This is a genomic window from Candidatus Sysuiplasma jiujiangense (assembly GCA_019721075.1).
Taxonomy (GTDB): Archaea; Thermoplasmatota; Thermoplasmata; order Sysuiplasmatales; family Sysuiplasmataceae; genus Sysuiplasma; species Sysuiplasma jiujiangense.
The window spans coordinates 32,189-58,523 of record JAHEAD010000012.1 but is presented as its reverse complement, the minus strand read 5'-3'; the positions used below and the strand labels follow the sequence as shown (position 1 = coordinate 58,523).

Sequence of the window (26,335 nt, the reverse complement as noted above, 5' to 3'; positions counted from 1 at the left end):
CCAGTTCACGCATCCCGGAGGCCGTTCGATCCACCTTGCGGGTTATGTAGACAACTCTCTCCACGTGCGTTAATCCGGGAAGGCTCTTGCCTACCTGGTCGGGCATTGTCATTACACAGTTTGAAAGTTTTGCTCGTTTTCATCCACCAACAGGTTGGGGGTCTTCCCGCTTGATATTATGATATACAGCCGGCATACGGCATTACAACAGCGTCAGCAGTGCAAACTTGGACGGTGGAGACGGATGTCTTTTCGGCGAAATTTCAGGCAGTCGCAAATATGTTAAGACCGCGATCACGTCATGTATATCCTAATAGTGACAGCCTGCGGATTTGAAGAGCTGTGTGGCAACAATGTTGGCAGGTAAAATCCTGATTCCGCGCCGTGTCTTCAGAGATGAAAAATATCCTGTCGCCATCAGGTTAGGCGACGGCATGTCGACGGTCAGTGTGACGCGTACCATGACCGGAATGCAGACTGCCCCACAAAACTGATTTTCACCCACATCCCTGCATGCCCGAGTCCGCATAGCTCCATGCAGAATGCCGTATACGTTCCAGGTACACTGACATTTGTCCATACGACATTCCATATGCCGGGAAAAGCGTCCACCTTTATCTTGAGAGACGGTACGGCGAATTCATGCAACACATCCGTACTGGTCACCCTGAATATGAGGGTTGTGTTTACGGGGAATTCTATCGAATAGTTGCGAATAAGTGCCGATCCGGTCACATTGTATCCGTCAGGATAGTGAAAAGTCCAGGTCCATTGTGATGCGTAGACATCAACGACCAGCGCATTTCCCTGATCAGCGGGAGCAGTTCTCGTAAAAGAGGCAACAGGCAACGCAATTGAAGTCAGCCCGAGGAATAACACTGCCATGAAAACAATGAAAAATAAAAATGGTTTTTTCTTTCCGCGTTCCGCTGTCGGAATGAAACCCGGCACGATGGATTCCACATCTTCCACGTTTCCTGTAATTGTCTTTTCCCTGTTTCTGATTACAACATAAATTATCCATCCGATCACGAACGCAGAAATTGGAACGCCGGTGATGAGGTAAATGTCGAACAGTGAAAGCCACTTCGCGGACGTAATGGAAGTTATTGTGATTTCAATAAGCATATCCACCCACCGCATGCCGGCCTGTCTCGCATTTGATTTCTTCCGCGATCCCTTTTGTCATGCTGTTTGCTCCTGAATCCATTTTTCCTTTTCTCCTCAGATCATGGCGAACGTACCTATCATTATCACACCTGCAACCGCAATGAAACTCCAGAAATAGAGAAGAGCGTACATGCTGGGCACCGATCTCTCTGCAATCCTGTTCCCGGCATTCTTCACAAAAAAGTAGATAACCAGTGCGAGTCCCCCGATTATATGCACAATATGTACAATTGACGAATCATAAAAAATAGAAAGAAGCGCACTGCCTGAAATCGCACCCAGCCCTGAGCCAGCTGCATTGAGATAACTCCAGTCAATCAACGTGGATGCAATGTAACACAGGCCAAAGAAAAAGGTGAGAAGAAGGCCCAGGCCTGTCATCTCCCTGTTTCCCCTCTTTGCACCCTCCGCAGCCGCGTACATGCTTCCTATGCTTGCTATGAGAACCATGATTGAGATGATATCGTACACGGCACTACCCCTCAGGCTTGTCGCCGGATCGCCGAAATACTGGCTCTGGAGAAAAATAAAGAGCGAGGCGCTGATGAATGTGGTAAACAGCAGAATATCGCCGGACACAAATATCCACATGCCGAGCCTTGTGCTGTCCATATGCCTGAATGGCCATGTTTCCTTGGTGGAAACTCCGTCCTTTTCCACCTCAGGGAAGACATTATAGTAATCATCAATCATCCATCCAAACGCGGAAATGGTAAAAATCATAAGACCTGCTGCGAGCACCGCATTCCCGTCACCATAGAGAAACAGAACAAGCCCTAGAAATGAGAGAAACATACCGAGGCTTATCGCCAGGGGCCATGGACTCAAATGACCGGACGTGCCATGCTCATCTTTCGATGCATCCTTGCTGTCCATGATAAATTTGCCGTCTACGATGTAAGGCGTGCCTGTGAAATTAAATTCGGGCACAGGTGTTGGAATGAGCCATTCCAGACTGTATGCACCCCAGGGATTTGCCTCCGCAGTATCGCCAAAATGTGTGGAATACAGCATATTCACGACGGGCAGCAGCTGCGAAAAGCCATAGAACAGTGCGCCGGCAGTAGCAATCTCATTGGGAAGGGTAAAACCCAGGCCGGACGGATAAGTGTAATACCTTCTCGGCATGTTGAGCAGCCAGAACATCGGAGCGAAGGTCAGATTCAGACCAATGAATGAAAAGACGAAGTGAATGACACCAAGCCTTTCACTGTACATTTTTCCTGTAAGTTTCGGAAACCAGAAGTAGAGTGCGGCGTACAGTCCCCAGAGCACCGTTCCGGCAAGAATATAATGGAAATGGGCTATTACCCAGTAATCCCCGTTGAATGCCGTATCCAGTTCGATCGAGGATTGCATAACGCCTGTCGCTCCTCCGATGATGAACACAATGACCGCACCTATCGTGAAGAGCACCGGCGTCCTGAGTTTTATCCTGCCGCGAAGCATCGTCGCGATTATGCCTATTATCAGAACACCTGATGGTATGGATATGAGTTCAGTGGTTATCTCCTGTATCTCGAGCCACACGAGATTGACTCCAGTCATAAACATGTGGTGCATGAACACCAGCATACTCATGATAAAAATTGTCGCAAACGATCCTATCATCAGCTTCTTTGCATAGATCGCCTTGCCGGAAAATACACTTGCAACATCAAACATGGCCCCCAGAGCAGGAAGGAGGAGAACATAAACCTCGGGATGTCCCATGAACCAGAACATCTGTTCCCACAGCAGCGCGCCACCAACCGGAGACAGAAAGACAACAGATCCGATAATGCGGTCCGCAAGCAGCAGCACAAGTGCGCCAGCGAACTCGGGGAAAACTATCCAGAGCATCGCGACAGTAAACAGTATGGACCATGTGAACATCGGCATATCAAGGAGGCTCATTCCTTTCGCTCTTTTCAGCGCGATGGTTACCGCAAAATTTACGGTAGAGACGATCAGTGAAATGCCGAGCATTGTAATGCCGGCAATTCCTGCATCTTCGCCCGCCTGGGGCAGATAGTGAACTTCATTGAGCGGCGCATAAAGTGTCCATCCACCGCTCAATGCGCCGCCGGGAAGAAGGAAACCGCTGAGAAGAAGGATCCCCCCGAAGAGATACATCCAATAGCTGAGCGCGTTAAGTCTCGGAAAAGCCATGTCCTTCGCGCCTATCTGTATCGGGACAAAGTAGTTTGCAAATGCAAACCCCATGGGAGAGATGAAGAAGAGTATCATGAGCAGACCGTGCATCGTCACAAGCTGATTGTATTCTGCAGCATTCAGGAAAGTGTTATTGGGGCTGTAAAGCTGGGTTCGCATCATTTCCGCAAATGCACCGGCAATGAAAAGGAAGATAAATGAGGTTACCAGATAGAAAATTCCCACTTTCTTGTGGTTTGTCGTGAACAACCATTCTTTCAGTGTATTGCACGATGGCAAGGCTCCGGACTTCCCCCTGTCAATCACGCGTAGTCACCGGACACTGATAAGCCGTGACTTCTAGTCGGTTCTCCTGAGGCAAATACCCGTTCCCGCTCTGGGTCCCGCAAATTTTTACTCACGGTGTCGCAGCCATCCAACCCAGACCTCAAAGCATCCGATTGCCCATATACTCTGCTTTTCGCGCGATTTTTGTTTTCCAATCAGGGATCGCTATTTGATAATCATTCCTGATATGTTAGGCATCAACATTAAATATATGTTTTTTAAGAAAATGTCTGACCGGAATTATATGATCCGTGTCATAAGCGAATGATCTGCCTGCTGTTTCCAAATTTTCATTCTTTTCCCTCCGGGCTGGCATCACGTGCGGATTCAGGTCGTCTCCCTTTACAGGGAGGGGAAAACGCTCGTTCCATCTCGACATTATGGCAACCCATCTGAGTCCGGTCCATTTATCAGCCATAAATTTTGAAGCCACCCGGTTCATAATACCGATCGCAGCGCCTGATTGACATCCGCAGAAGGGAGCGGGATACGGGATAGGTGATCCCCATGACGTTCTGCTCAGACCGGTAACTTTCACGTTCCTGTCACGTCGATCTCCGGAAGTTCGGGGAAAGGAAGGCCGTACTTCCCTATTTTCCTCTTGACTTCGAGTATAGTGGATCTCCATGCCGCCCTCTTCTCCTCAAGCGAAAGAACGCCCAGGCCCGCCTGCGCCGCAATATCCTCCATTTTTCTATGCACATCCATAAAATCCGCGGGTAGTTCCCAGAACTCAGCAGGTGGCTCGAAAAGTATCATTGAGAGATACACAAATCCGTGCCTCAATCTCTTGGGGATAAGCATTATCTCTTCTTCGGTCAGAGTGGGTATCGCATCTTCCAGAACAAACCAGGTATATGCAAGATGCCTTGATTCATCCATGGCAAGGTGCTTGAATGCTTCCCGAAATGCCGGGTGGTCGGTCTTCCCTGCCATCTCATTGAAGAGCTTCGATGCGCACGCTTCCCCCATCATGAATGAAGTGAAAATGAGAGGAAACCTGTACTTGTCATATGATCTGGTGTATCCTTCCCAGTACCTGCCTCCATTGTAGTATATCCATCTTATATTCCTGAGTGCTTTTGCTTCAAGCGCGTTTCGCGGCTTCCATCCCTTCAGAAACTTCGGACAGAGCCTGTTGCACCCCCTCATGCATGTTTCGTCGTGCCTGCATTCATCCATCACAATTGTTGCCGTGACTTTCTGTGTCGCATTATCGTAATGATTTACGGTTACATGGACAAGTGCCTTAGCGAAGGAGGCAGCCGCATTGTTTTCAAAATTTGCAAGTTCAGCCCACCAGTAGGCCATCGCCGTCTTCTGCAACTCGTCATAGTCGGCGGGATTGACAGAATCCCAGTCTATCTCTTCCGGATCCCAGTGTTCCTTCTTCGCACGGGTATATATTCTTGCCAGCCTGCGATCCACAAAATCCCAGTCAAAGGGATACGCGTTTGGCTGTCTTATCTGTGGAGGCTCTTCGTCGTTAGTATCAGGTTTCATGGAACATGAATTGTAAAAACCCTATTTCTAACTGTCCAATGATATGTCAGGCAGCAGCGGATACCGGACAGACGCCGGCATCATTTCATGGAGGAGATGATGTTTGATATGATATGTTGTCTCGCGGACGCATTTCGCGGTCACGAAAAGAGGGCATCATCACGTAAAACCAGTCTGCTCCTTCACGCATCGCAGACGTCGATAAGCCGCGGTCCGAAGACAGGCAAAGAACACACCACCACAGGACATGGTGTACCATGCAACATCGCACGGAGCCTTTTTGTGTCTCAGTCAGAGCAGATTCGAGTTGTCCGACCTTGCGCCTGTATTCACGTTCAATATATCATTTGCGGAATCCGAAGGGATCAGCCGGATTGAAAAGGTAGTGCCCTTCTTGTAATCGCCTTTCACTCTTTCCCTGACTTCTATGCTTCCTCCGGAACTTTCAATGACCTGCTTGATGAGTGAAAGGCTATGACCGGCAACACTCACACTCTTGTTAATTCTTTTAAATACTTCAGGCATTTTTCCGGGATCTATTCCTACGCCGTTATCTGAGAAATCGATGGATATCCACGATCTTCCTCCGGTCTCATTCCTTGAAAGCTCTATCCACACTTCTACGGAATCGCCATTTGAATATTTGATTGAGTTGGAAAAAAGATTGAAGAAAACTCCGGCGATGAGTACCGACGCGTTTACACTGTACGAACAGCCGGCACCATTCTCAACAATATGACATATCACCCTTTTTTCGGGGAAGATGCACCGTATTCCTTCCTTCACCTTCTCAATCAGAGGTACAACTTCAACTTCTTTCTGGATATCGGCGCTGCCGGTCTCGAGACGCAGGATATTGGAAATATCACTCAGAAAGTCCCATGCCACAAGAGCGCCACTACTGATTGCGTCAAGATTTTCAATACATTGTTTGAAAGTCTCCGATCTTTTTCTTCCTTTTAATTTTATGAGCTTCACGTTCGCACTTATCGCCTGAAGGATATTCCCTATGTCGTGGGAAATGAGATGCATTCTCGTTTCAGCCAGCTTCCTTCCATCACTAATACTCGAATAGACCAGGTTGTTTCTTATAATTGAACAAAGCATACCTGCAATCGAATTCATGACTTTGATATCAATCTCCTGAAAGTAATTGGCATAAGATGAGTGTACATCAATCACAACAGCAACCCTGCCATCCAGTACGGCAGGGACAGCAAATTCACTCCCGATCTCTTCCCCGTAGAGATTGATATAGACTGGTTCACGCGTTATGTCATTGGCAAGGACTGGCGCCAAACAGGAGGCTGCGCGGCCTATTATTCCCTCCTGAAAATTAAGTTCCGTCACACCGCCGGTTTCCTCAATCTGTTTATTCCGGTTTGAGGCCGCAAGCCTCAGCTTGTTATTTTCATCGGGAAGCCATATGGACGCATGCTCATAATGGAGGAGCCCGATGACCGCATCTACAGTGTCGCTGCAGGCTGCGTTCAGCTGTCCGTCCCCCACTCTTTCCAGTAAACGGCCTGTCGTCATCAATGCAAGCAGACGCGAGATACTTTCGCTTTCCTTCATGACCGCTTCTCTCTCGGTGATCGCGGCGCCGAAAATAGCAACGGCACCTTCAATGAACGTTTTTTCTTCTTCAAACCATGCTATTCTGTTCTTCTCCCTTATACCGACAAGATGGTATGTGCCATTTGCTGATGTGCAGACGCCTGCCAGAAACGTTGTTTTCATTATATCTGTGAGCTGAATGTGACTGCTGTCTGCTCCAAACTGGGTGAAAAATAACTCGCGATCCATTATTTTCATGCGATCAAGTTTCGCAGAGAATTCTGTCGGCAATTCTGGCACATTCCGAAGGCTGCCCCGCATATTCGACTCCAGCTGCCACCAGTTTCCGTTCTTCGAGAAGTATGAGAATGATTCTCCCGCTCCAAACGCAGAATGAATCACGTTGACAACATGGTGATTGAGCAACCTAGCCTCTTTTGATGCGGTTGACTGCATTAGCTGGTTTGCAAGGTCACTTGTGGCAAGACTGAGAGCATCACCCCTTTTCCGTGAAATGGCAAAATCAAGCAGCAGTCCCCACACGATGAAAAAGTATGCCTGCACGGCAAATATTTTCGCGAGATACCACACATAAGAATAGTAGGCAGGATGAAATGAGTTGAGCAAACTGCCTGTCAGACCAAATGCAAGGAAAAGAACCAGACCCTTAAAGCTATTTTCAAATATCCTTCTGCCTGCCTTCGATAAGAAAGTTCCCGCTATCCCGGCAGCCACGAACATTGATGCAAGCATGCCAATTGCTGCAAGCGGATATGAATAGGCCGAAGCAGAATGTGGGTTTAGGAACGGCAACTCCCCCGCGAAATACAGAACCATAAGTGCAGTCGCAGAACTCGTGATCGCAAAGAGAATCGTTGTCAGGAACAGCGAGTATCGTCCCACTTTCAATCGGCCGCGGACAGCTACAAAAATCAATCCCGGGATCAAAAAACCGATTACTCTCAGCTCGCTTACAGCATAAGCCAATTCCCCGTTGCTTGCATTCACAATCGCCAAATTGGATAAAGCTGCGATATAGGCGGTGTCAAGCATGCTGGCCCATAGTGCAAGCATTATTATCAGATCAGCGCGCAATCCGATCCTGAAATATCGGACTGCGAGAAATGAGAGAGCAAGAATGAGCAGACCAATATCGTAAAGTGCCGAGGCAAAGTCTGCAGCCGGCAGTATCGCCGAATGAAAATGCATGAAATACAGTGTATCGCTGAGCACAAGCAGTGACACCAGGGTGCCCGGCAAAATCCACCCCCAGAGTGGCATTGCTCTCTCTTCTCTCATCCACCGCCGGAGAGCTAACACAGGGCGCATCATTCTTTGTGACGGGCCCACATGGGTTTTTTGAAACGTAAGAGAAATTTCGATTTGGTGATATATATATATATTGTTCTGGACTTTTATCTGTGTTTCCGAGTCAGGATCACTATGAATGGACTGTATGGCGACTGCAGTAATTGGACCTGTTTTCCGAAGTTTTTGCTGCTTGGCGCGTTTTGTAGCTATTCTGCCAACATTCATCGGTCGATCACACGCACATGAACGGTATGTGAAGTGAAACCGGTCTGAAAGGAAAAACAGCAATGATAATCTGTCACATGCACTATGTTGGAACCTGCATCTGCATCAGAACCGATATATTCTTGTTTTCCGTCAGGCTACTTTCTGCCTGTTTTATGTCTGCGGCATGAAACTCCTGTCCTTTTTTCTTTGATGAGTAATGATCGGATAATATTCAGTGTCACGTGGAAAGTGCCGGATGTCCGTGCGAAACGATTGAAGCTGTCGTATTGCAGTATGGAAAAGTGTTAATCACCGGGCATACTACCAATCATATTGTGAGGATGAGGCAGATTGAAGGTTGCTGTAATAGGCGGAAATAATTTCGGGAAAGTGCATCTCGAAATTCTGTCATCGATGAACGTGGATTTGCTCGTCTACGATAGAAATGAAAATGTTCTGTCGGAGGACAGCAAAAAATACAACGCTGTTCCGTACAGCAGCATGTCAAAGGCAATGGAAGATTCCGATGTTGTGGACATAGTGCTTCCACATTATCTTCACAAGGACACAGCAATGAGGGCGTTGGAGATGGGAAAGCATGTCCTTGTGGAGAAACCGATAGCATTGAACTCTTCGGAAGGAGCCGAAATGATCAGGAAGGCCAAAGCGGTCAACAGGAAATTCATGGTCCTTGAGAATTACTTTTTCGAACCACCGGTGAAGAAGGCATGTGATCTGATAAATGAAGGTAGGATAGGAAAGGTACGCGGAATCAGGTTTACAAAAATCAAGCGGGTCGATCCCACTCCATGGGGATGCAGTCAGGAACTGATGGGTGGCGGCTCATTTGTGGATGATGGCATACATCTCGCCGACGCCTTCCTCAATGTCGGAGGTGATTGTGTGGAAGTAAGTGCAATGCGCTTCAATCTGCGCCACTCTGAAATGGCAGGTGAAGACACGCTGTCTGCGACTGTGAAGTTCGCCAGCGGGGCATTCGGTTCCATAATCCATTCATGGGCGTTCGATGAAATTCCGTCAATGCCGAGGCTGGAAATTCTCGGCACCGAAGGGTGGATTACCGAGATGCCTGAATATCGAAAACAGCCAAGGAAATTCGGCAATCTTATGGTAAACGGAAAGGAGGAGGTGTTTGATCCGTATAATCCCTTCAGGATAGGCATATCTGGTTTCATTGATGCCGTGTCCCGGGATGAGAGTGTTCCAATGCCCCCCGAGATAGCTCTGAGGGATATCGTGTTTGTTGAAAGTGCGTATAAATCCTCTCCTGTGATTCACAGGATAAACTGAAAATGATTGCGCAAACAATGTCGAAATCCTGTTTTTTGACGATGGAAGAACGGTCAGAAGTTTCCTGTTCAAGCTGCAGTTATGACAGATGCACCGGCAGCATCCCGTTCTTTCATCATTCTGCCCAGACCTTCAAGCGCCCGAAAGTCATTGTCGACGCCCAGTCTCACATTGATTCCATCGCCACCATCCGTGAAGTGTCCATGAAACCGGTGGCGTTCGAGACTTTTCCTGAGTGTTGCTACATATGCCTTCCCGCCACTCAGCGCAAATCCGCCCACCAGGATGAAATTGTTGACTCCGGCGGCCAGATTGATGAGGCCGATAGCGCTCGCTAGCGGAGACACACTGAATTTCAACGTTTTCAAAGCAAGCGTATCTCCCTTTTTTATCCCATCCACTATGTCGGCAGTTGTGATACGTCCCAGCGAGGCAATTTCCGATACATCGACGAATTCCGGTTTTAGTTTTTCGGCTATTTTTTCCACACCCCTTCCGGAGGAAACTGCCCCAAGATGTCCTCTTTTCCCGCAGTCACATACAAACTCTCTGTAAGTATCGCCGCAGTACCAGTGTCCGATTTCTCCGCCAATCGCCGTCTCCCCCGTCAGTACCTGGCCGTCATGAAATATCTTGTTTCCAATACCAGAACTTACAGTAATTATGCAGAATGTCCTGTTTTTGTCTGTGAGGTAGCTCCAGCCCATTGCTGTAACATCATTCACAGTTACAATGTCGGTTATACCCTTATTTCCCAGTTCTTTCTTCAACATGGAAAGAAGCGGATACGGGACATCCATCTCGCCCCAGAGGGTTGGTGCGCCGTAAACGGTTCCATCCTTCATAGGTCCCGGAAAGCCCACCGCCAGTCTTGAAACTCTGAAACCTTTTTCTGTGTAAGAGTCCACGAGCTTTAACATCTCTCTGATAAACATATTCTGAAGGTCTGCAAGCGGAACGTGGTGAAGTCTGAATCCGGGAGCATTCCTCTTCGTTGGCAGTATCAGTTCATCACCATCCACCATTGCACTCCTCATATATGTGCCGCCAACATCTACCGCAAGTGTTGAAAATGTCATTTCAAGTGTCCTCCGGACTGAAACTTGCAGAGATTTGCCATCGCCTGTTTGAGTATATCTTTTTCCAGTTCTTCCGCTTCACGCAAGAACCCGGCTGTTCCGATACCGGTTGGTATAACAAGATTCAGTTTCCCTCCCCTCCGAAGAATAATCGAATCGAGTGACTGCCACATGCGCTCGGCCTCGAATGCTTTGACATCATGAAGATTGAACCCAAGAGCAGCAAGCATCGACAGAATCCTGTCATGTAACTGCGTGTCTATTCTGCCGATGAGGCAGGCTATTTCGGTTGAAATGGCTATATCAATTGCAACTGCCCGACCATGCTTGATACTGTGCCGTGTGTACATTTCAATAAATGGGCTGAAGGTATGCCCGAGGTCCACCAATCGTTCAAGCTCTTTCTCATAAGGATTTGCCTGAAGCTGCTCCAGCATTCTTCTTGCCGCAGTGAGGTTTATCCACTGTGTGAATGCGGTATCGGATCCGCTCATATAGCAGTTAACGATTCTTTTGCTGTTGGTCTCTAGCGCTGAAAACAATTCGGAATCGGAAATAATCGCCATCTTTACTATCTCTGCCAGTCCGTTTCTTATTTCTTCCGCATTGAGTGTGCGCAGAAATCTGAAGTCATTAAGAACGCAAATTGGAGGGTGAAATGAACCTATAAAATTTTTCCTGCCTTCAAAATCTACGCCTGTCTTCAGTCCTATGCCTGCATCCACCTGTCCTACCAGTGTCGTAGGTATTCTCACAAAATTCAATTTCCGCATGTATATCGAGGATGCGAGGCCCACTGTGTCCATCAGAACACCTCCTCCTATTGCGATGAAAAGTGATTTCCTGTCAAGGCCAAATCTTTTCCCCTCCTTGCATATCCTCATGACAGTTTCTATATTCTTTATGTTCTCGCTGATAGGAAGCGGCAGTATCCTGAAAGTTTCATTTCCTGACCAGTGGCGGAAATAGTCCGCTATTTTACTGCCATAAAGCTTGTTGACCGTCTCACTCACCACAACAAGGCATCTGTGTCTGTCGATTACATCGTGCAGGAGTAGACTGTCTGTGGAAAAAATATCTTCCTCCGTGAACAGCACATCGTAGGAGTAGTCGAATCCGTTTTTCACTGAAATCCTGTTTCCGCTTTCTGAAAGTGTTATGACTTCCGTAGCCGCAGAATTAGAATCAACTTTCAGTCCGGTCACATGCTACTTCAAGGATTAGAATGACTATATTATCGTTGGTGTTATTGGATAAACCATGAGAACCATATCTGGTGTTCAGTATGATGTCCCCCTTCTTAACCGCTATTTCCGAATTCTCATCTCTCATGATACCACTCCCCTCGATGATGAAATAGACTTCTTCGTCGTTGCCGTGCCTGTGGTATCCCACTGTGGTTCCAGGCGGGACCACCACATAATCGATGAATGCAATTTGAGATTCGAAATCGTCCGATGTGAACGCTCTGACTTTTTCAAGAAGACCAATCCCTCCATGGCTTATTTCGGTTTCATGTTCAATTTCAAACACATTTCTGACTTTCAGCGTCACATTGTCACCTTTATTTTATTTGCTGGAAATTAATGCGCTTCAGCGTAGCTGCGAGAAGTAATGGGTGACACTGTTTCAATCTTTTCATTATGTTGTGAGTGGGACATGAGTCCCCTATCCGGAAGTCATGTTGAACAGATTATGCCATGTGCCCTTGCACATGGCAGCCGTCCTGATCCTTTCCTCTCTTCTCTGCTGTATTCGCCATCCCGTTGTCCTTTTGTCCGCGGAGAACTGAGACTCCGAGTTCTCCCTCCTGTAGTATTCGGAAAGGAACTCCATCGGCGAGTCGATGAGTCTGCCGATGAGTTCCTTCCATGCAGGCGGTTCCCTGATTGTTGTGCTGCTTCTGGGTATTACGAACACTTTTGTTCCTTCAGAGAAGTCGTCCAGTGTGTACTGTGTGCAGTAATACTGGTCGAGGCGGATGCTCCCGGCATCCCTCACTGTGATGCCGAGCATCCTGAGCGCTTCGCGGTATGCATCCTTCTCAGGCTTAATGCTCACGCCGTAGGCAACATAGAGTTTTGTGCCCAGGTCGAGTATTGCGAACGCATATACGAAGAGCCTGTGGTCTGGATTTGTCTTTATGCAGTTGCCGTTCACTCGCATGGAACGGTAGTGACGCGTTATCGACAGGGAGCAGCCGGTGCCGTCGCCGGTCAGGTTGCCTCCTGTACCGGAGGCAAGGAGAATGAACATGTTGTGTATTATGAGCCTGACCGGCAGGCTGGAGTATGCCCTTTCCACTGTTTTGTAGCATATGTCTATGTCTGTCAGCGGACCGAACAGCGACAGCAGTCCGGACATCTTCCTGTTGCTCAGTGAGAATATCTCCTTCAGCAGCAGTATGGCAACCTTCTGTTCAGGCGTCACCTTCGGCGGCCTGCCCATGCGGTCGTCCGTAGAGAATATGATTGATGACGCACTCTTCACGACAGAGTACACTTCAGCTGCTGCATGCCTGATTCTCTGTTCATATGACCGCTCATATGCACTCCGGTCTCTTCCGGTGTGCCTGGAGTACTGTTCCCTGTACTTCTTCACAAGGAAATCGAACTCATTGTGAAAACGTTCGAACTGCTCGTTCGTCAGCACAGAGGGTAATGGTCGCAAATCTATGTATGGACAGCCATCAATGCTCATATGCATGCAACACTGTAATATTGTTAAATGCCCATCAGTCATCCTCTGGGGAACACACTATGTCCCGCGAAATAAAGGTCGATGAAGGCACAATACTACCGAAGGATGAGGTTGAAGTGTTCGATGAGAGGCGCGTAACAAATTTCGGCAATTCCGCGGAGCTGGATGCGCCCAAGAAATACACAGGAAAGAGAGCCTATGTCATCGTTCTCAAGAAGTAGCCAGTAGACGACTTATATCCCACGCTGCATTAGTTGTTTCCGTTTTCAACAATATGTTGAGGGCAATCTCCGATCGTTTGAACATTATTTCATTGCCCTTCCAATGTCAAGTAAATCTAATGCGACGAAAGTATTCTTTCCATCGCTCATCATGAACGCGAGTGGAGCGAAACAGAAGACGCTGGAATGGAAGGCATGAAGTGACTGGTAAAGCACTATTGGCGTGTTTCAAAACTTGTGTTCAGGATTCCAAATTATCGGTTGCCACCACAAAGAAGTGAATTCCTTATTCCAAACCCTCATTAAATGAGTTTGTAGCAGTAACGGAAAATGCAGAAGTATGTTTTGAATCACCACACTAGTCCGTCCAATGCATGTGGCGCCATTTCTGTTGCATGATATGCGATTGCAAATTCTTCATTCCGGTGCTCAACGGCGGCGGCCCAACTCCATTTTACTCTTGAATGCCTCCGGCACAGCGATAATTATTCTATTTTCGTATCCGACCGCAATACTTGGCACCATATCCGGACTCGACCTCCCTAAAAGTTTGAAGAGATGCCTTCCGCCTTCCCTGGTTATGGCGGGTTATTTCATCGTCTTCAATCTACCTGTGTCTGTGTATTCCCCCTGTGCGGATGATGGCGTCCGTGATATGTACAATGATACGTTTTGTTATAACAAAAACAATATGTACTGGCACTATGCTGAATTCAGGGATTGACACGCATGCCTCAAACGCAATTACAGATGAAGAACTGCGGGAACTTGCAAATAAGCTCAGCGAATATATGAAGGGCAGGGAACCTGAAGATCTGCGGAGAATCCGACTTCAGAACGGCATCTATTCCGAGCGTTTGTCTACCGGTTATTTCATGATAAGAATAAGACTGCCTGCAGGCAGGATCACGCCCGAACAGCTGGAGGCCGTCGCAGATATCGCAGAGACATTCCGGTTGAAGACCATACACTTCACTACAAGGCAGGACATTCAGCTGCACTGGGCGAAAACCGAGAATGTCGTCGATATTCTGAAGGAGATGAGAAAAGCCGGTCTGACTTCCCGGGAAGCATGTTACAATTCTGTCAGGAATGTCGTGTGCTCGCACCTTGCCGGCATTTGTGTGAAGGAACCATTTGACATTTCACCGTATGCAAGGGCGCTTTCAGATTTCTTTCTAAGGAATCCGCTCAACCAGAATCTGCCAAGGAAATTCAAGATCAATCTAGCATGCTGCCCTGACCACTGGTCCGGTGTGTCCATTGCTGATATAGGTATTGTGGCTGCCCTAAACAGTGTGGGCGGAATGAATTCCATGGGCTTTAGGATATTTGTTGGCGGAGGACTGGGTTCCAAGCCATATGTTGCTGAGCCGCTAGAAGAATTCACTCCAATTGATCGTCTCCTTTCCACATGTGCGGCCATCATAAAGGTATTCGACCGAAAAGGCGATCGAGTCCATATGTACAGAAACAGACTGCGTTATCTGCTTAGGGACCTGGGATTTGCTGAATTCAGACGGCTCGTCTTTGAAGAAAGGAGTACTTTGAAGGGATTCTCATTCAGTATTGACGGGAACACGGGTAGTTTTGCTGTGGGCGATGAACTTAAGCCCAAACAGGGACAGGATTATGAAAGGTGGTTTTCAGGAAATGTAGTTACACAGAAGCAGAGAAATTTTTATATGGTCTATGTATTGGTAAACGCAGGAGACTTTGCTCCTCAGCAACTACGTATATTGAGCACGATAACGGCCAGATTCTCCAAAGAAAACGTTGGAATTCTTACGCCAAACCAGACACTGGCATTGAGATTTGTTTCCGGTAGCGATGTTGCGCCGCTCTTTGATCAGCTGCATGAATCGCATCTGGACAAGGGAGGTGCATGCACCGTGACAGCGGCAGTCGGCTGCACCGGAACGACTTCGTGCAATCTCGCGCTCACCAACTCCAGGATGCTAACCAGAGAATTGCAGAAAAGACTGTTTGAAGAAAGATTCGATATGAACCGCAAATTGAGGAATGTGACCATCAAGGTAAGTGGATGTCCGAATTCTTGCGGGCAACATCCGATAGCATCAATTGGACTTGTGGGATGCGCTGTTAAACTCAGGGAGGGATGGGTCCCATCCTATGCAATGCTGGTCGGTGGAAGTGGCGATGAGAAAACTGAATTTGGAACTCCTCTTCTCAGAGTACCCGCCAGACTGGTTCCCGATGCAGTCGTCGCGCTTCTCAATATATATGTCGGCGAATCTGGAACTGAAGAGTCATTCAACAACTGGATTTCCAGGTTGAGGAAGAAAGATATGGAAGGTTTCGAATCTCTCAGGCTAAGACTGGATGAATTCGTCAACCAGCGATTCGGCACCATGCCGGTACAACTAGACTGGGACTCTCTGATAAGATACAGGCCTGTGACTGCAAAGGGGGAATGCGCGCCATAAACTGACAAACGAATTTGTTGAGAATGGCATGTGAAAACGCAATACAAAACCATATCATTCCGTCAGATGGAGTTAAGACAAACCGGTAAATGAGAATAAATTCATAGAAAATAGGTTACTTAACACCGCGGCCTAACCGGTGTGAGCAACACAGTTAATTTTTCTGCCACAAGTAAATCACATTCCGTGTATGTCGCGGTAGTAGCATGGAGAAGGATTCACGCAATTTCTGCCGGGCAGTATCCCAGTAGCCATTTCAATGATATATCCGAGTATTCTTTAACGACATGTTTCCGGACTCAATCTGCAGCTGTTAGAGTGCTCGTAACTGTGCCGGAACAAGTGCATCACTAACAGCTGCACCTATTCTCCTCTTAGCCAGATTTTCCCAGATGCATACTTATGCACGCTCTTTCTCGGGTGACACTATACAACGGTATCCGTATCACGCCTAAATCCCCGTCCTGCATGTTACTCCATATGTGCCAGTAGCAATATCCGGATGCACGCGCCTTAAGGGAGGTCATCGCAGCAATGGCGTGAGAATGAAGATAGTGGAGGCATGTTTCGAACGCGGCAAGCGCTGAAGGCATTGAGATGTTCTGTTCGTTCGCCGGCCTGAACTGTAAGTTGGACACGATCCTCCTGGCCGACGACGTGATGTCCGTGGATGAATCTAAAAGTGCTGTAGAGGCTTACACACACGGGCATTCCGGTGCTGGCTGAGTCAATAATCAATGGCCGCAGAACGGACAGTGAGGACTTTTATAGGGCAGTCCGACCATCATCAGGAGGCATGAATATTCTATGTGTAGTGCGGGGCTAAAGTGCTTGTGCAAGGCCCAAAAAATTATTACTCATACAGCAATTGGCCAGATTGGAAACCATCCCTAGGTGTGAAGGTGTATACTGAAGGTGCCGACAAGAAGGACGGGCAGAACCTGAATCCTACGATTGTGAGCATTGCTGTCAGCGTGGTTGCATTCGCTTTTTCTGTGATATTCCTGGTCATGAACTCCATGTTTCTGATCATTCTGAGGATGACATATTCCGAGCTGGGAGCGTGGAACGGGTATCCGTTGCTGTATACATTCCTTGTCATTGAAACGATTGTAGCACTAGTGCTTGCAATAGCTTCGGGTTATTTTCTGAAAAAGGCGCTTTCGAACGTCAGATATATCAGGGCAGCCGGCGCGAATCAGTCTATGTGTGAAGCCGGATCTGGGTCCGCATCAACAGGCACATCCAGTGATACTGATGCGGAGTACAGAAACATAACAGATTTTCTTGACGCAAATGAGAGGGATGTTTATGAGATGATACTCTCTGCAGGCGGTTCCATATTGCAGAGAAATATTGTGAACCAGGACAGATACTCGAGGTCGAAGGTTACCAGGATACTCGACAGGCTTCAGCGCATGGGACTGGTTGACAGGGTCAGACACGGATCGACAAATTTGATTGTCGTCAGAAAACAGTCGAAATGATGTCTGCAGCAATTGATTTGAAACTCATTTCAATCAATTTCAGGTCGGATTGATATCCAATTTCAGCCAATAGGGTCTCTGGTGATTAAATGGAAGAGAAGAACGAATTCGAACGTGTTTTCTGGCTTGTGATAGTGTTGATAGCGGTGGTGATCGTTGCTGGAGCAGCCGCCAGTTATTTCCTGGCAGGATATGGCAGAACCACATACGGCTATCCGTATGGTTACAGCATGATGACGACCTATGCATATCCTCTCATGGCCGTCTTCATGGTGATTCCACTGCTCCTGCTGTTCCTTTTCATATACTGGATAATCAGGATTGCAAACGGGCCTCATGAGGTTCATCACTATTACTCCGGCGGGCCGCAGGCTGGGGGAGGTCAAGACAGAGCCAGAGAGATACTGGATGAAAAGTATGCGAAGGGGGACATAACGAGGGAGCAGTATCTGCAGATGAGGGAAGATCTTTCGAAGAGGTGAAAGCATGACGCGTGAGACGACAGGAATTGCATACGAAACGCAAATCGGGTGTGCAAATATCAGATCTGCATAACAGGACAGTGATGTACGAAGCATCCTCCAGGTTGCATGGGAAGTATCGCCCTGACAGCACAAGCGCCTATGCAGGTTGTGCCAAGTCGCATCTCGCCATCTTGCCTCTGCCTATAGTACATACCAGGCTGTCTGCCAAACGATCATCATGCCATGATTTCCATCGTCTCTAATGAATAGCATCAGCTAGTGATTCCTGCACGGCTTGCAACGTGTTATCTCAGAAGTCGCCGGATTTATCGCCATCTGAACGCATTTTCGGGGCAGGCAGTATCATCTTTCACCCTGTCGACATGCATATTGTAATTATTGTATTGACGGTCAGTTATTATGCAAAGTCCATGATCAATACTTTAACATTATCGGTGATCAGCATGCAAGTGCCTGAATATAGTCAATGTTGCTGCGGGAGTGTAGCAGCATGAACAAATCTAAACGGGCTGAGGTTGTGATAGTTGCCCTCGTCCTGATCAGCGGTTTATCAATTGCAGCCATGCCATACCTCCTGACAAAATATTATAATGCGTCCCCTGAACAGAACGTTGCCGGTGTCCCTTTCCACCTGACACTTCTCGTGACCCCAAAGAACTGGTATAATTCAAGTGTGGGTTATCAGGATGCCTATTTCGTTCTTCATCGCGGAAATCTGTATTCATCGGCCAATCTTGCGTTTCCCGCAAATCGCCTCATTGTTCTCACGATAATAAATCTGGACAATGCGACGAGTCCTCTCAATCCAAATGGAAACTATGCCGTTGTCTCCGGCACACTGGGAGATAAAATTTCAACATTCAACATCCAGAATGTCAATTCCAGTTTGGTTCAGAATGGCATTCAGATCTCCGGCGGCATACAGTCATCCTCTGTTCCAGCCAACGACATTTCTCACACATTCACCGTGATAGCAGGAAGAACCCTCGGAAATCCCGTGATACTTAACATACCGGTGGGACCTCTATCAATCGTTCAGGCGTCCTTCATCTTCTATCATTCTGCAGTGTATGTGTGGCAGTGCGAGGCGGCATGTGGTTCAGGGCCAACGGGATGGGGAGGCTCTACAGCTACTCCAGGGTGGATGATGGGTACGGTTGTTGTGAGCTGAAACTGCTTCGGGTCCATTTACACAGTTTTGATCTATGAAGCGTTAGAATATGCCGGACTCTGCCTATGAGGTGTACATGACTTCTCCTTCGCCGAGGGTGACTTCCGTATATTGTCTGGGGGTGCTTCAGGTAGAATGTATATGCTCTTCAGGACTTCGGGCCCGTCACATCTGCCAGTCTTGTTTCCGCTTTCCGCCTCCGAACACATGATGCGTCGTTACACCTATAATGTGCAAAGCGATTTGTCTGCAGTGGCGATTCGCGCTCTCATTTCGAATCCCATCTTATTGGCTATTTTTCGCTTATGCCTCGAACATGCCTGGAAGACTGTCCAGGTAAAGTGAACATATGCGCATCTTCTGTCCCCTTGTCAAATCTGGTGTGTCCGTGTGGCGGCGTTGCCGCTATGCAGATTAACGGGACACGGACCCTTATCATTCGGCAGGTGACACGAAATATGATGGAAAGATAGGACAGCGTTACTGTTGTAAAGGGATGTTCAATCCTGAACAGGAAAACAAACAATAACAATATGCAAACCGGAGGAAAGGCGGACCCGGGTTACCTTCGTTCTTTCACTTCCCGATCTCAAGATAGGGAAATTTCGGATTTGGTGCCTCGATGAACCTGTTCATCATTACCTGCACAAGCAGCTCATATTCCTTGGCTATGTTCCTGATGCTGCTGAAGAGCAGGGAATAGCGGCACGTCTCGTCCTTTCCCACAGATGCCGCAGCGCTCCCCCTCTTCATTTCACTGCCACGTATCGTCTTCATGCCTGACCAGCACTCCCTTTCAAGCAGCAGTACGCTGTCAAGCGCCTGTGATGCAGCATTCAGGTCGTGTTCAAAGAGGCAGGAGGAGGCGCTGGTTGACAGCTCATGAAACATGGCCGAGAGTTTTCCAACTTTTCCATGCATGATGTGCTCATACTCTTTCTGAGGCGGAACCTCGGCGAACTCAAGAACAAGCTCTTCGCAGAGATCGCCGACGAATTCGAGGCTGGCGGAAATTGCCCTGTCCCCGAGCAGATGGCGCATGTCCGTTATTCCTATCTGCCTGGCAAGATCCCTGTCACGTGCGCTCAGCAGCAGAAGGCGCAGGATCAGCCTGTAAAGCCTGTCAACATCCGACTCCATCCTCAGTATTTCGGTATGCGTCTTCGTCTCCGGGCTAAACATGCTGTCGAGCGTCCTCTCCACCATGAGGGAGGACAGCGAATAGAGTCTCCTGATCATAGACATCATCGGGTAGTTCGGGGGCTGTATCATGATCTCCAGGAGAATGTGTCTGTCGCTCTGTTCAACGACTGTGACACCCGTGAGCATTTCCACAGCGAGCCTCACGTTCTCGTTCTGTTCTCCCGTGAGTTCCTCGCTCGAAACAACCCTTATCGTGCTGTAGCCGACAACGTAGCAGCCTATGATGGTTCTCAGTATCAGCTTCGCATCCGGGCAGCTGTCGGCATGTATGGTGCAGTCCGCGGGGAATGCCGGCACCCCGGCTTCGGACGGGCTTATCACTATGTTGCCGTCATCGGACATCGTCAAGTTCAGCAGGCTTCCTGCCCTGAACCCCCTCGCCTTCGCCCACTCCTTGGGTATCGATATGCCGAGACTCGCTGTTCCGAGGCGCTGAAGGCGTCTCAACTCCCTTTCCAAATCGAACCCCTCTGCTGCATTGTACCATTCTCCGTGATGCGAGATGGCATTACCGCATACATGTCGTTTCCCGTGCCGTCCGGCATCGCTGCCGGCTGGCGACGGATGGAGTAAAGCGGTGCGGTGGCCGCCGCCTGTCCAGGCACAGATAATGCCTTCGGCGTTCCTCCTCATCTGACCACCGCACATTGCGAATATGGTTTCAGTTCCGGCAGCTGCTCACTTTGCCATCTCTGCAACCCTGCGCCAGAACGGGAACTTCTTCTCAATCCTGGCATCCAGTGTGTATGGATCTGTTCCGTGCGCCGCATTGAGTGCCAGGAATATCAGGAACACTATGGCCGTTATCACCTGCCCGGCATCGGTGTAGCCGGCGGATATGGGTCCGCCGAACGCCTTGAGCGTCGCCCATTCCATCAGTGCGTATATCATGCCGCCGATATAACCGGCCTTCCTGGCGAAGCCCATGAGCAGCGAGAATGCCAGCAGCAGCTCGACAGCACCTATCAGGTAGTAGTAGAATGCAGGTGCGGCCGTGACCTGTGAAATCCAGAATGAGTACCATCCGCTGATGTATGCCGGCTGTCCCGATGCAGCGCCCTTTATTGCAGAAACAATCGTCGACGGTGTGTTGTATGCGAACACAAGATACGTCTCGCCCGCGAATACGAGACCGAAGAGTATCGCTGCGAATCTGCTGAGTTTCATTGAGTTCCTGCCGAACCAGTTTGGTGACGCACCTCCGTTTGACCTTATCTCCGCAATCCTGCGCCAGGACGCGTACTTCCGGCTGATATGGGCGTCAAGCGTGTATATGTCAGGACCAAATGTCGCATTGAGCGCTATGAGGACAAGGAAGGCTATCGCGTAGACATGCGCTGCCCCGAGCACGAGCGAACCCGCACCGTACGGTCCGCCGAACCCTTCAGGAACAGTCCAAATAATCAGCGACAGGGCTATGCCGCCGAAATATGCGAGTTTTCTGGCAAATCCGAGGATCAGCGCGAATGCGAGAAGCAGTTCCATCACGCCGACAGACCAGGTGAAGAGCATCGGATCCCATGCCACCAGATGGTACCAGAATGAAAACCATCCGCTGAGATACGCGGGCTGGCCTACACCCGCACTCTGTATGGCAGCAGGCATGTAGACGTAGAGGTTCATTGCAAACTTGAAATATCCGTCCCACGCCCACAGTATACCGAACGCTATTGCGGAAATCCTCGCAAGTATCAGCCCGCTCCTTTTGAGCGTCATGTGTTCATAACCCATTTCTGTCTTCTGTTTTGATTCAGTCTCCTGCACGGTAGTCATCTTCTCACCTTTCGTTGGACTTCTTCTGTCATGCTGTTCCGATTCAACGAAAATCGGCGAGGCGATTTCTATCCTTCTTCATTACAGTACGTATAATACGAATAAAAGGAGACGAACTGGATTTTCCCTGTGCACCAGTCGATTTCACACCGATTACCTTTCGGTAATGAATCATAGATCGAATGTATTTGGACTGTTTCATCTTGGCGGAGAGATCGTCGTGCAGTGTTTATCAATGTTTGAGCATGCCTTATCGGCGTTCCCTCATGTCGTATCGACTTTCAATCAACAATCACAATCCCCTGGGTTCATGAGAGTTCACTCTATCTCTCTGTCAGGAATACCTTAGTAATACGTCATCCATTCCCACCATATACAAGGAGTGTCATTTGTATGTCCGGAGAACATTTATTCACAGCGTCTTTGAAGGACGGTTCGCTGATTGAAGTCAAACATGTTACACCTTCCGACAGGCAGAGACTTTCGGCTTTTGTTTCCACCCTCTCCGCAGAATCATTCAAGCAGCGGTTCTTCGATAAATTCAGTTCTGCAGATGAGTTGATCGTCAGCCTCATACCGGCGGAGAAAGGCGAGATCGCCTTCATAGCCATCAGGGAAGAGGTTGTAGCTGGCCACGTGCTGCTTATTCCAGAAATCACCGATGGTTCCAGACAAGGGAGAATTTATGTTGTCGTCTCTGATAAATATGCGGGAAGAGGGATAGGCACAATTCTTGTACAGGCAGCTATCTCCTATGCCAATGAACAAGGATTCAGTGAGGTAACGGCATCAGTGCTTCCGGACAATACCACTCTACTCAAATTGATTGAAAAGCTTGGCTATCCATATAAGCTGAGCATAAATGCGGGTGTCATTGATATTCGATTTTCGCCCTCAAACACGGAAGAGAGCAGGCGCATTTTCGAAACTATGGAGATGGTTTCTGCACGCAATGCATTGAAAGCTCTCTTTGAGGCAAAACGCATTGCTGTTGTCGGCGCTTCAACAAAGAAGGGAACAATCGGATGGCAACTGCTCCGAAACATAGTTGAGGGAGGTTTCACAGGGGTGGTTTATCCTGTAAACAATGAATATGAATCCGTACAGGCGATGCATTCTTACAGGACAGTTTCAGACTGCCCTGTCGATCTTGACGTAGCCATAATCGCAGTTCCGGCAAAATACGTGAGGGATGTCGCACTCCAGAGCTTTTCCAAAGGTGTCAAAACAATAGTGGTGATTTCGTCGGGTTTTGCTGAAATGGGCACTGAAAATGGCAAAAAAATGCAGGAGGAACTTTACAGGCTATGTCTTGATCATGGTGTCCGACTCATAGGACCCAATTGTATGGGTTACCTGAATTCAGATCCCGCAGTGAGCCTGAACGCACAGTTCGCACCGATTCATGTTTCACCGGGCAACATCGGTTTCTTTTCGCAGTCGGGAGCACTCGGCATCGCAGTAATGGCAGAAATGAACAGTCTTGGTCTTGGTCTTTCTCAATTCATCTCGACCGGAAACAAGGCTGACATCTCAGGGAACGATCTTCTTGAATTCTGGGCACATGACGACAGAACGGCCGTAATTTTGATGTATCTGGAATCATTTGGCAATCCGAGGAAATTCGCTTCTATTGCCAGAAAGGTCTCGCTCTCAAAACCCATCGTTGCTGTAAAGAGCGGTAGAAGCAGGGCTGGTTCCAGAGCTGCCCTCAGTCATACGGGTTCGATTGTCTCCGGTTCTGATATCACCGTGGATACCCTGTTCAGGCAGACGGGTGTCCTGCGTGCCGAGACGCTGGGAGAAGTGTTCGACATTGCATCGATACTCTCGACACAGCCTCTTCCGAAAAGCAAGGGAGTCGCTATTGTCACAAATGCAGGAGGTGCAGGGATCCTGGCGGCGGATGCATGCGAACTGTCGGGTCTCGAAGTTGTCAGTTTTTCTACAGATACGACAGAAAAACTCCGTTCCTCCCTTTCTCCCCTTGCCTCGATACGCAATCCCGTGGATATGAGTGCCGGTGCTCTTCCAGAGGATTATTTCAAGGCAATCTCCATAGTCTGTCAGGAAGAAAAGGTCGGGAGTGTAATAGTGATATTCGTACCTCCGATCATGGTAAGGGCGGAGGACGTTTCCCGCCACATTCTGGAGGCTGCCGCCGCCCATCCTGAAACGACTATTATCAGCGTTTTCATAGCATCGAAAGGGGTGGCTGATATTCTTTCATCAGACAGGAGGCGTATACCGTCGTTCCATTTTCCCGAAGAGGCTGTCAATGCGCTTGCCAAAGTCAATGAATATGCAATATGGAAGAAATCACCTAAAGGCAATTACCCGCCTGTCCCCGGCGGCAAGATAGATCAGGTGGCATCTGTCATCTCCTCTGCTCTTGCGGCAGGCAGAGAGTGGTTGAATCTAGACGAAATTAGAAGGCTGCTATCTTCGTATAACATCGAAATCTCCGAGTATGCTGAGTGCAAGACTCCATTAGAAGCAGCTCAGGCGGCAAATAAATTCGGAGGCAGAGTCGCTCTTAAAATAATCTCCCCGGAGGTTATACACAAAAGCGATGTCGGCGGTGTCAGGGTCAATCTCGAAGCGTCTGTAGTCGCTCAGGAAGCGGAGATTATGAAGAGTGAAATAGAATCGAAGGGTAAAAAGACAGCGGGTTTCCTTATACAGCCGATGGCAGCGGAGGGCACGGAAATGTTTGTCGGTGTAACAAACGACGGAACTTTCGGTCCCGTAGTTGCATGCGGTTACGGCGGCACTTCGGTAGAACTTTTTAAGGACATATCTATCAGGCTGCCTCCGATCTCCGACTCCGACGCCTTCTCCATGATAAGCTCTCTCAAATCTTATCCTCTGTTGACCGGATTCAGGGGAAACACAAAGAAGGATGTCAGTGCATTCAACGATCTCATTGTCCGTATCGGTTCTCTGGTCAGAGATGTGCCTGAGATATTTGAGATGGATATGAACCCTGTGATTGTCCATGACGAGGGCAAGGGATTAAGCATCGTGGATACACGTATTAGAATCCAGAAAGTGGAAAGGTATGGAATTTTCGGCATGAAGAGGAATCCAGCATTGTCGGACGGGGATGGCGAGCAATTTTCATGAAAGCGGATACGCCAGTTTCCCGGGATGGGGTGAAGCACAGGATGGTTTCATGGTCAAATGCCTTCCGAGGTTTTTACGACAAAGGCAGTTCAAAGACTTCGAACGACTTTGTTACAAGAATGCTCTATTCAATGAGAAGCACAATTCTGGTAATATCATTTCAGGCGGCCGTAATCAGCGGATTGCTGGCTTATATTTTCAAATCATTCAGCTTACTGAATTTCTTGCTCATACTGCTGTCATTTGTTCTGCTTCACACGGAGAGCAATCTTCTGAACGATTACTTCGGATTCAGGTACGGCCATGATTCACCAGATTCTCCTCGAAGGAGGTACACACTCCATCCAATCGCTGACGGAATCGTGAGCATGGGGGAGATGGTGGTAACATTGTTCGTTATTTCAGCGGTTCTGCTTTCCATTGCTGCTTATTTTCTGCTCCTGAGAGGCACAGGCGCGTTTATACTGATACTGGCTGGTGTGATTTTTCTGGCGCTGTATGACGTTTCTTCAGTATCTCTCAAGATGATGGGCCTCGGAGAAATCTCCTCTTTCGTTGTCTGGGGACCATTGATGATTGCAGGCGGATTCTACGCAATTACCGGTACAATCAATCTTTCGGTTGTTCTGGCAAGCGTCCCGTTCGGGCTTGGTGTTATGTCTGTTTTGATTGGCAAGCATATCGACCAGATGCCCTTTGACAGCAAGAAAGGCATAGGCACTCTGCCGGTAAGACTGGGCGAATACTGGTCACGGGCAATGCTCCTCTTCTCTATGGTGGCGATGTACGCAACAGTCGCCATTTCCGCGATATTCCTTCTGCTGCCTTTCACGCTTCTTCTGGTTTTTATAAACATCAGCAGTCTCCTGAAATCATTTAGTGTGATAAGGAAGAGCAGGCCGTCTGAACCGCCGCCCGGTTATGTCGGATGGCCGTTATGGTATCACCGCCAGGCGCTTCTGCACGAAAAGCTCTTCGGCTGGTTATACATTGCGGGCCTGCTTCTATATCCGCTTCTCTCCAATCTGGGTATCCCTGTTCATTTTTTCTAGAAACACCCAATTAATCTGTGTGCGGAAGAACTGAAGCAAAAAGCATCTGGC

At 48.4% G+C, this 26,335-nt stretch carries 18 protein-coding genes; 8 read left to right on the top strand and 10 right to left on the bottom strand.

The window, feature by feature from the left end; genetic code table 11:
* Positions 1 to 444: 444 nt before the first annotated feature.
* The 4 genes from coxB to KIS29_07900 form a co-directional block, all read right to left on the bottom strand.
* On the bottom strand, positions 445 to 1,128 hold the full coding sequence (gene coxB, locus KIS29_07915; GenBank protein ID MBX8640243.1) for a cytochrome c oxidase subunit II: 684 nt from the start codon (positions 1,126 to 1,128) through the stop codon (positions 445 to 447).
* 96 nt (positions 1,129 to 1,224) lie between these two features.
* Positions 1,225 to 3,630, bottom strand: coding sequence for a cbb3-type cytochrome c oxidase subunit I (locus KIS29_07910; GenBank protein ID MBX8640242.1), 2,406 nt, complete (start codon positions 3,628 to 3,630; stop codon positions 1,225 to 1,227).
* Positions 3,631 to 4,185: 555 nt separating this feature from the next.
* Positions 4,186 to 5,154, bottom strand: a complete 969-nt coding sequence (locus KIS29_07905; protein MBX8640241.1) for a hypothetical protein — start codon at positions 5,152 to 5,154, stop codon at positions 4,186 to 4,188.
* Positions 5,155 to 5,445: 291 nt separating this feature from the next.
* Entirely contained in the window at positions 5,446 to 8,010 is a 2,565-nt protein-coding gene (locus KIS29_07900) for a GAF domain-containing sensor histidine kinase (protein MBX8640240.1), read from the bottom strand.
* A 570-nt stretch (positions 8,011 to 8,580) separates the two neighbouring features.
* Here KIS29_07900 and KIS29_07895 point away from each other — a divergent pair.
* The gene (locus KIS29_07895; GenBank protein ID MBX8640239.1) at positions 8,581 to 9,540 is read left to right on the top strand and encodes a Gfo/Idh/MocA family oxidoreductase; all 960 of its coding nucleotides are present in this window, start codon (positions 8,581 to 8,583) and stop codon (positions 9,538 to 9,540) included.
* A 68-nt stretch (positions 9,541 to 9,608) separates the two neighbouring features.
* Here the strand turns inward: KIS29_07895 and KIS29_07890 are convergent, their stop codons facing one another.
* The 4 genes from KIS29_07890 to KIS29_07875 all read right to left on the bottom strand — a co-directional run bounded on the left by KIS29_07890 (position 9,609) and on the right by KIS29_07875 (position 13,271).
* Entirely contained in the window at positions 9,609 to 10,619 is a 1,011-nt protein-coding gene (locus KIS29_07890) for an ROK family protein (GenBank protein ID MBX8640238.1), read from the bottom strand.
* On the bottom strand, positions 10,616 to 11,824 hold the full coding sequence (locus tag KIS29_07885) for a sedoheptulose 7-phosphate cyclase (protein MBX8640237.1): 1,209 nt from the start codon (positions 11,822 to 11,824) through the stop codon (positions 10,616 to 10,618). Before KIS29_07885 ends, KIS29_07890 begins: the two co-directional genes overlap by 4 nt.
* Positions 11,805 to 12,110, bottom strand: a complete 306-nt coding sequence (locus KIS29_07880; GenBank protein MBX8640236.1) for a cupin domain-containing protein — start codon at positions 12,108 to 12,110, stop codon at positions 11,805 to 11,807. Before KIS29_07880 ends, KIS29_07885 begins: the two co-directional genes overlap by 20 nt.
* A 177-nt stretch (positions 12,111 to 12,287) precedes the next feature.
* Positions 12,288 to 13,271, bottom strand: coding sequence for an ISNCY family transposase (locus tag KIS29_07875; GenBank protein MBX8640235.1), 984 nt, complete (start codon positions 13,269 to 13,271; stop codon positions 12,288 to 12,290).
* 107 nt (positions 13,272 to 13,378) lie between these two features.
* Here KIS29_07875 and KIS29_07870 point away from each other — a divergent pair, with 107 nt between their 5' ends.
* The 5 genes from KIS29_07870 (at position 13,379) to KIS29_07850 (ending at position 19,130) form a co-directional block, all read left to right on the top strand.
* A complete protein-coding gene (locus KIS29_07870; GenBank protein ID MBX8640234.1) occupies positions 13,379 to 13,540 on the top strand; it encodes a DUF2080 family transposase-associated protein in 162 nt (53 codons plus the stop codon).
* 704 nt (positions 13,541 to 14,244) lie between these two features.
* The gene (locus KIS29_07865; GenBank protein MBX8640233.1) at positions 14,245 to 15,987 is read left to right on the top strand and encodes a nitrite/sulfite reductase; all 1,743 of its coding nucleotides are present in this window, start codon (positions 14,245 to 14,247) and stop codon (positions 15,985 to 15,987) included.
* Between the two features lie 902 nt (positions 15,988 to 16,889).
* The gene (locus KIS29_07860) at positions 16,890 to 17,474 is read left to right on the top strand and encodes a hypothetical protein (protein MBX8640232.1); all 585 of its coding nucleotides are present in this window, start codon (positions 16,890 to 16,892) and stop codon (positions 17,472 to 17,474) included.
* Between the two features lie 257 nt (positions 17,475 to 17,731).
* Entirely contained in the window at positions 17,732 to 17,956 is a 225-nt protein-coding gene (locus KIS29_07855; protein ID MBX8640231.1) for an SHOCT domain-containing protein, read from the top strand.
* Between the two features lie 493 nt (positions 17,957 to 18,449).
* On the top strand, positions 18,450 to 19,130 hold the full coding sequence (locus KIS29_07850) for a hypothetical protein (GenBank protein MBX8640230.1): 681 nt from the start codon (positions 18,450 to 18,452) through the stop codon (positions 19,128 to 19,130).
* A gap of 576 nt (positions 19,131 to 19,706) precedes the next feature.
* Here KIS29_07850 and KIS29_07845 read toward each other — a convergent pair.
* Together KIS29_07845 and KIS29_07840 are read right to left on the bottom strand one after the other, a co-directional pair.
* Entirely contained in the window at positions 19,707 to 20,966 is a 1,260-nt protein-coding gene (locus tag KIS29_07845) for a hypothetical protein (protein MBX8640229.1), read from the bottom strand.
* A gap of 45 nt (positions 20,967 to 21,011) precedes the next feature.
* Positions 21,012 to 22,106 (bottom strand): hypothetical protein, encoded by a 1,095-nt coding sequence (locus KIS29_07840; protein MBX8640228.1) that lies wholly within the window; start codon positions 22,104 to 22,106, stop codon positions 21,012 to 21,014.
* 393 nt (positions 22,107 to 22,499) lie between these two features.
* On the opposite strand from KIS29_07840, the gene KIS29_07835 reads away from it, so the two are divergent.
* A complete protein-coding gene (locus KIS29_07835) occupies positions 22,500 to 25,232 on the top strand; it encodes a GNAT family N-acetyltransferase (GenBank protein MBX8640227.1) in 2,733 nt (910 codons plus the stop codon).
* Entirely contained in the window at positions 25,229 to 26,284 is a 1,056-nt protein-coding gene (locus KIS29_07830) for a prenyltransferase (protein ID MBX8640226.1), read from the top strand. The genes KIS29_07835 and KIS29_07830 overlap by 4 nt, the downstream gene beginning before the upstream one ends.
* The last annotated feature ends 51 nt before the right edge of the window (positions 26,285 to 26,335 follow it).